We start from the raw sequence: 6333 nt of genomic DNA, 5'->3' as shown, positions 1-6333 counted from the left end.
TCCGGTCTCGTCCCATCGCATACCTCCGTGATCAAGGTGTTGCGACGACCAGTTGAATCCGCCCTGGCTGCCCGCGTCGCTGTGATGTATCAACTCGCCGCGAACATAGGGATATTCATCGCGGTCGCGCTGCCACAGTGCCATCTCCAGAGCGTCCAGGACGAGCTGAGTCTCCTTCGACGTCGCGGCGGACCAGCCGACGATCCGGCGGGAGAAGGTGTCCACGACGAAGGCGACGTAGACCACTCCGGCCCAGGTGGCCACGTGCGTGAAATCCGCGACCCAGCAGCGGTTCGGTGCGGCGGCGACGAAGTCGCGGTCCACCCGGTCCGGTGCCCGCTCGGCCTGCTGGTCCGGAATCGTGGTGATGACCCTCTTGCCGCGGACGGCGCCAGCGATGCCCAGCTCGCGCATCAGTCGTTCGACGGTGCAGCGAGCCGCCGTGTGACCCTGCCGGCTCAGCTCCCGCCAGATCTTCCGGGCCCCGTAGACGCGGTAGTTGGTGGTGTGGACCTGGCGGATCAGCTCCTTGAGTTCCGCGTCCCGCACGGCACGGGCAGACGGGGCAGCCAGGCGTTTCTTGTGGGCGTAATAGGTGGAAGGGGCGATCTTGCAGTCGTGCCCGGTGAGGGTTCTACAGATCGGCTCGACGCCGCCGAAGCGGTCCCGGTGCTCGTCGATGAACGCTACGAGCGTGCGTGTGGCCAGTCGAGCTCGGCCGCGAAGAAACTTGCCGCGGCCCTGAGGATCTCGTTGGCCCGCTTCAGCTCGGCGTTTTCCTTCTTCAACGCCTTGAGCTGGGCGGACTCCTCCGTCGTCGTCCCCGGACGCGTCCCCGCGTCGATCTCCTGCTGCTTCACCCAGTTCCGCAGCGTCTCGCGGGAGCCGATGCCGAGCTTCTCGGCCACCGCCTGCAGAGCGGCCGTCTCGTTCGGGTGGTCGTCGCGCACCTCGGCAACCATGCGCACCGCACGACGGCGGAGCTCAAGCGGGTAACGGGAAGGTCGTGCCATGACTCGATCCTTTCATGAAATCGAGTCTCTATTCGAGTCGGGGCGGTTCAGTGTACGGATACGGCGTCGCCATCGCTTACCTGGAGGCATCCGGAGAACGCGTGGACACAAAGTTTGAGCTCTGGCGGGAACTGATCTACGACATCCGGGGACTGCGGCTGGACTCGTACGGCATCGCCGAGAGGCTGCGTTCCTGGCGCCAAGCCTGACCAGACCGGCGCTACGTATTCCACGGACGATCAGCAGGTGCTCGCTTGGCGCTGTCGGCAGGGTGCTTGCTGTAGTCGGCCGTTTGCCTGCCGTGTCGCGGCTCGGAGCCGGGGGCTGGCATTTCAGAGTGCCGTCTGCTCCAGAACGGTGTGTTCCACCGCCGCTCTCTGCCGTAGCAGATGCGCCGCCCCCTCAAGAACTCGTTGTGGCTCGCCTCCACGAGTTCAGCGTAGGCACTCAGAGCTGTTGGATCGCCCGCCGCGTCGGCGTGAACGGCGTCGGCCGCCGCGATGCCTGTGGCGAGGGCGGTGACGATGCCCCTCACGGCGATCGGATCGGACGCCGTGGCGGCATCGCCGACCGCGGCCCATCCCGGAGCCGCCGCGGGGCCGACACACGACGTCGCCGCCCGTACGACGCGTAGCCCGGACGGCGGGGCTACGGCTGCGTGGTGGAGGCGTCGGCGCACAAGGGTGGTCTCCTGCAGAGCCCGCCACCAGCCGTCCGGCTGGTGGAGTGCCTGCCCGGCGACGAGGTCGGCGTCCGTCACCGCCATGACGAAGTAGGATCCTGCGGGCAGTGGCGCGCTGTACCACCAGCCGAAAGGTGCCGACTCGACCAGCGAGGTCCGAGGCAGACCGTGACCTGACGCGTCGTACGGCAGGCGGGCTGTGAGGGCGACCATGCGGTCGGCCTTCACGACGGTGGCTCCTGCCTGACGCGCCAGACGGGCCCCTGCCCCCGTGGCCTCGACGAGGTACCGGGCCCGGACGCCGCCGTGATCGAGTGAGAGCTGCCAGTGAGCCCCGACGCGCCGCACCGACCTGATGCGGCCGGTGCGTAGGCGAGCACCGGCCAGGCGGGCCGTGTCCACGAGTGTTTGGTCGAAGTGAGCGCGATCGAGATGCCACCCGGTTCCGTAAGGACTGAACAGGAAGTCCACTTCATCGAGTGTCTCCCCGCCCCAGATCGACTGATTGCCGAAGCACGGGGTGTGGGGGCCGGTAGCCACCGCGTCCAGCACGCCGAGGCGCCGCAGAAGAGGCCCGGCCCGGGACACCAGACTCTCGCCGGGTTTCCACGGACGTGTGCTGCTCGGGTCGACGACGATGACGGAGGCACCATGGTGGGCAAGGGTGATCGCGGCCGCGGCCCCCGCCGGTCCGGCCCCGGCGATCACCACGTCACTGCACGCGTCGGTCCGCGGTTCGCGCATCAGTGAACGGCTCCCATGCCGTACACGTGCATCGGGGCTTCCTCCACGGCGCCGGCACCGGAGCCCTTAACCGGCAACGGTGCCGAAAGAAGCGGCCGGTTGTCCGGCGGCGTCAGGTCCAGCAGCGGACAACCCGCGGTGATCCAATCGATGGTGATCTGGCGGCCGGTCCTGCCCGTGCCGGGCACCACACCGGCGTAGGCCCTGCCCATGCTGGTCGAAGGTGCGAGGAGATCGAGGAAGGAACTTTCTTCCGGGCGGCCGGGAGAGACGAGCTCATTGGCGGGGTGGACGATCGCGCTCAGGAGGAATGCCGTGGGCTGCGTGAACCACCAGGCGACCGGCTCCCGCCTGGTGCGCGCCGGATCGCCCGGGTCGGGGCCGGTGATGCGGATGCCGGTGTGGGCCGCCGAGCCCGTCTGCCGCGGGCGCAACGTGTCGACCAGCCGGATCATCGCCTGGAGCGGGGAGGGTGGAGGAGGACCGTCGGAGGGGAGGGCGAGTGAACGAGTCCACTCGCGCCACAGTTCGAGCTCGTTCTCCTCGAAGACCTTGTACATGGGCCCGGAGAACGTGGTCAACTCGAAGAAGGGGCTCTTCTCCGGTTCCCCTGGCACGATCAGTCCCGACTCCTGGAGTTCCCGCAGCAGACCGGAAGGGTCGAGGAACAAGTCGTTGATCCGGTTGCCGCCGAGCTGCTTGCCGTTGTGGTTCATACGGGCGAACGGAGCCTTGCGCTCGATCAGGTCGAGCAGCCGTTCTTGCGGAGTCGGCCGGTCGGCCACCAGGGCCCTGAGGTCGTCGGACAGGGTGCCGACGATAAGGAAGGCCACGTAGCCGTCCCAGATGCGCTTCCAATGCTCCTGGACGGCTTGGTCTCCGCCGTTCTCGTGCACTTGGTCCAGGTAGAGCATGACCGCATCGCGGGCCTTGGCGCCATGTCCCGCCGCCGCGTTGTCGATGCCGATGTGCATCCGGTAGAACTGCGAGTTGATGCCGTGGTAGTCCAGCAGTCTCACGACCGGCACGATCTCCAGAACGTTCCATTCCAGTTGGAGCGTCATTCCGAGCAGTTCCGGGAAGAAGCGCTGGGAATGCTGCGAGATGGCCAGCTGGAAGGCGCTGGCCGTGTACGCCGAATCGAGCATTTCGGGGAGCATGGCGAACTGGTATGAGTCCACCGGTGGAAGGTAGAGACCCACACTGTGGAGCAGGTCGGCGTAGAGGTTGGAGTGGTTCAGGGCGGGATCACCGCCGCCGATCTCGTCCATCCAGATGGAGAACAGCAGTGAATGGACTTCGCCGATCGGTCCCAAGGGCGTGACGTTGCGCAACCAGGCGCCGTCCAGAAGGTTGAACGGTGCGAATTGGCGGATCCGCTCGATGACGTCACTGCGGGTACGCAGCGGGTCGAGCGCCGGATCCGAGTTCTCCACCCGTTCCACGATGTCCGTGTAGATGAGCTGCAGCCGAGCTTCGAACGCCTCACGGGTGTACCGGAACGGGCGCAGCATCACCGGGAACAGGGGATCAGTCTGTGCCGTCCTGGCCTGCGCCAGAACTGCCTCCGCGTAGTGCTGGGCGGCCTGCGCCTGCTCGGGGTAGCGGTCGGGGTGCTGGAGCATGTGGAACCAGTCACGGTCGCTGAGCCCGACGTGCTCCGCGCGTTCGGTCTCGACCAGCATCGTCTCGCCCGACTCGCCGGTACGGGCCACGACGAAGCCGAGGCGGCTCCATTTCTCCACCATCTCGTTGTCGCCGGCGTGCTCGCGCAGTAGTGCCCAGCGCTTGGCGACCCTGTCGCGGTACTGCTGATCGCTCTCGTCCGGCAGCGGATCGAGTTGCGGAGGGTAGACCGGCTGCACGCCGACGCCACGGGCCCACGGCCTGCGGTACACACTGAGCTCGGTGGGTTCCCAGGCGGCCTCCGCCGTGCTGATGAGCCGGCGGTACTGCTCTTCGGGCAGGACGTCGTCCGGGCGTTGAGCCGGCCACCAGTGCGTATGGCACTCGTAGAAGTCGGCGTGCCACGGCACGGCCATGTACTTGGTGACGTCCCCGGCCGAGAGGTCCTCGCGCAGGCGGAACGGTCCCGTCCAGGTCGACGGCTCGGCCGCGATGTACGTCATCTCGATGCCGGGGAAGAACGACGCCCCGACGCACGCCTCGAGGGCAGCCCGGACCAACGCGTGCGGTTGCTCGGCAAGAGGGATGTCGCTCAGCGGCACCGCTTCGACCGGGTCCGTGCCGTCAGCAGTGAACTCGCCCGCGGCCCAGCGGCGCATCCGTTCGTACTGTCCGGGCAGGAGTGACATCCAGGTGCGGGGTTTGCCGTCGGCCGGGTCTCCGTCGTCCCCCGCAAGCTGCGGCATGAAGGCGTAGCCGGCCTGGACCACGTCCTTCGCCCCGGGCGTGCGCAGCCGGTCGAAGACCGCCTTTCTGACGCCAGAGTCCTCCGGAGCGTTCGACGCCAGGCGGGAAAGGCGGTCGGGGTTCAGGAAGTCGCCCTGCGTGCCTCTGCCGTGCCCTCGCAGAGCGTTCCCATTCACCCATGAGTAGCCGTGGATGCGGCCCAGCAGCGGGCGGATGTCACGGGTGAACGAGATTTCCTCGGCCCGCGGCGACCAGCCGGCGCGCTCGGCGACCTCGCGCGCGACGTCGTAGAGGGTGACCAGGTTCGACGTGTCGGGCGAGAAGTCGGGGGGCGCGACGATCACCCAGGCGGGTCTGGCGGGGACCGTGCGGTCCTCACCGATCCTGACGGTGGCCGTCACAGGTCCGTCGGAGGTGTCGTCGTACCAGTGGTCGTTGTTCGCGTAGTGGGTCACGGGGTTGTCCGGCCTCACGGAGGCCGCGTGCCCGAGGCCGCCCAGGACGAGAAGCCGGCCCGCCTCGTCGGTGCGCAGCTCACCGAGGGGAACCGGCTGCCCGAGAAAGGTTCCGGTGTCGAACCGGGCGTCGGTACCGTCCGCGTCCGGGCCCTTCGCCCGTCGCGGTCCCGGCGTGATCATCAGCGTGGCCCGCGCCTCGGGATCAGCGGGATCGACATGCTGATTGCGTCGGTTCTCCGGGGATTCCGACTGGTGGTAGCGCCCGCGGAAGCGGAACCATGCCGCTTTCGTGTTGGCCAGCTCGACCGACCACTCCACGTCCGCGTCGGCAGCCGTCACCTCGCCCAGGACGTTGCCGTCCTTGTCGAACGCGTAGACACGAAAGCGTGCCGCCTGGCGCTTGACCCGTCCTTCGGAATCCTTGAAGCCGCCTTCCGGATGAACCGTGATTCCCGGTGCCTCCGGTCCGACGAAGTACGCGTCCGGGCTGTTGCCGATCCGCGCGACGCCGATCGTCGGATGAATTTCGCAATGGGCGATGTCATCAAGCTTCAACCAGGCCTCCGAGATGGGCTGGAAACATCCGTATGGTCGCACGGGCGGGTGCGGAGAGGTTTACGCCGCGCCGGACCGGTCGTCATGGGTGTCAGGGGCTACGGTGAAACGACACTTCTCCGATGCCGGAAACCGATGGGACATGCACGCATGACCTCCTTGTCCGCCGCAAGTAGGGAAATCCCGATTCAACAGGCGATTCCTCCCTGGCACTTCGCCATGATGAACGACCGGGAACGCAATCACGCGTATCGGGAAGCGATCGAGACGACCGTTCGCCCCGGCGACCTCGTCCTGGACATCGGGACCGGCGCTGGTGTCACGGCGCTGATGGCCGCTCGCGCTGGCGGGAATGTCGTGACCTGCGAAAGCAACGCTTACACGGCCTTCCTCGCAGACCGGGTGATCAGCGCCAATGGTTACGGCGACCGCGTCACGCTAAGACGTCATCTCATTTGGCTGACTCGGTAGGCTATCGCCCGTGGGGATCGTTGAGCGGCTGGTGCCT

The 6333-nt window shown here is 67.3% G+C and carries 5 protein-coding genes; 1 reads left to right on the top strand and 4 read right to left on the bottom strand.

What is annotated here, in order from left to right:
- The 4 genes from QNO09_RS39400 to QNO09_RS39385 form a co-directional block, all read right to left on the bottom strand.
- Window positions 1-681: IS3 family transposase (locus QNO09_RS39400; RefSeq protein WP_283975031.1), on the bottom strand; the 681-nt coding region annotated here is incomplete at its 3' end.
- A gap of 5 nt (window positions 682-686) precedes the next feature.
- On the bottom strand, window positions 687-1013 hold the full coding sequence (locus QNO09_RS39395; RefSeq protein ID WP_283975030.1) for a transposase: 327 nt from the start codon (window positions 1011-1013) through the stop codon (window positions 687-689).
- 220 nt (window positions 1014-1233) lie between these two features.
- Window positions 1234-2439 carry a tryptophan 7-halogenase gene (locus tag QNO09_RS39390; RefSeq protein WP_283975029.1) on the bottom strand — a complete coding sequence of 402 codons (1206 nt, stop codon included), beginning with the start codon at window positions 2437-2439 and terminating at the stop codon, window positions 1234-1236.
- A complete protein-coding gene (locus QNO09_RS39385; RefSeq protein ID WP_283975028.1) occupies window positions 2439-5825 on the bottom strand; it encodes a LodA/GoxA family CTQ-dependent oxidase in 3387 nt (1128 codons plus the stop codon). Before QNO09_RS39385 ends, QNO09_RS39390 begins: the two co-directional genes overlap by 1 nt.
- A gap of 150 nt (window positions 5826-5975) precedes the next feature.
- Here QNO09_RS39385 and QNO09_RS39380 point away from each other — a divergent pair, with 150 nt between their 5' ends.
- The gene (locus QNO09_RS39380; RefSeq protein WP_283975027.1) at window positions 5976-6296 is read left to right on the top strand and encodes an SAM-dependent methyltransferase; all 321 of its coding nucleotides are present in this window, start codon (window positions 5976-5978) and stop codon (window positions 6294-6296) included.
- The last annotated feature ends 37 nt before the right edge of the window (window positions 6297-6333 follow it).

It is taken from the genome of Streptomyces sp. 378 (assembly GCF_030124145.1).
Taxonomy (GTDB): domain Bacteria; phylum Actinomycetota; class Actinomycetes; order Streptomycetales; family Streptomycetaceae; genus Streptomyces.
This window is presented reverse-complemented; position numbering and strand designations above follow the sequence as displayed.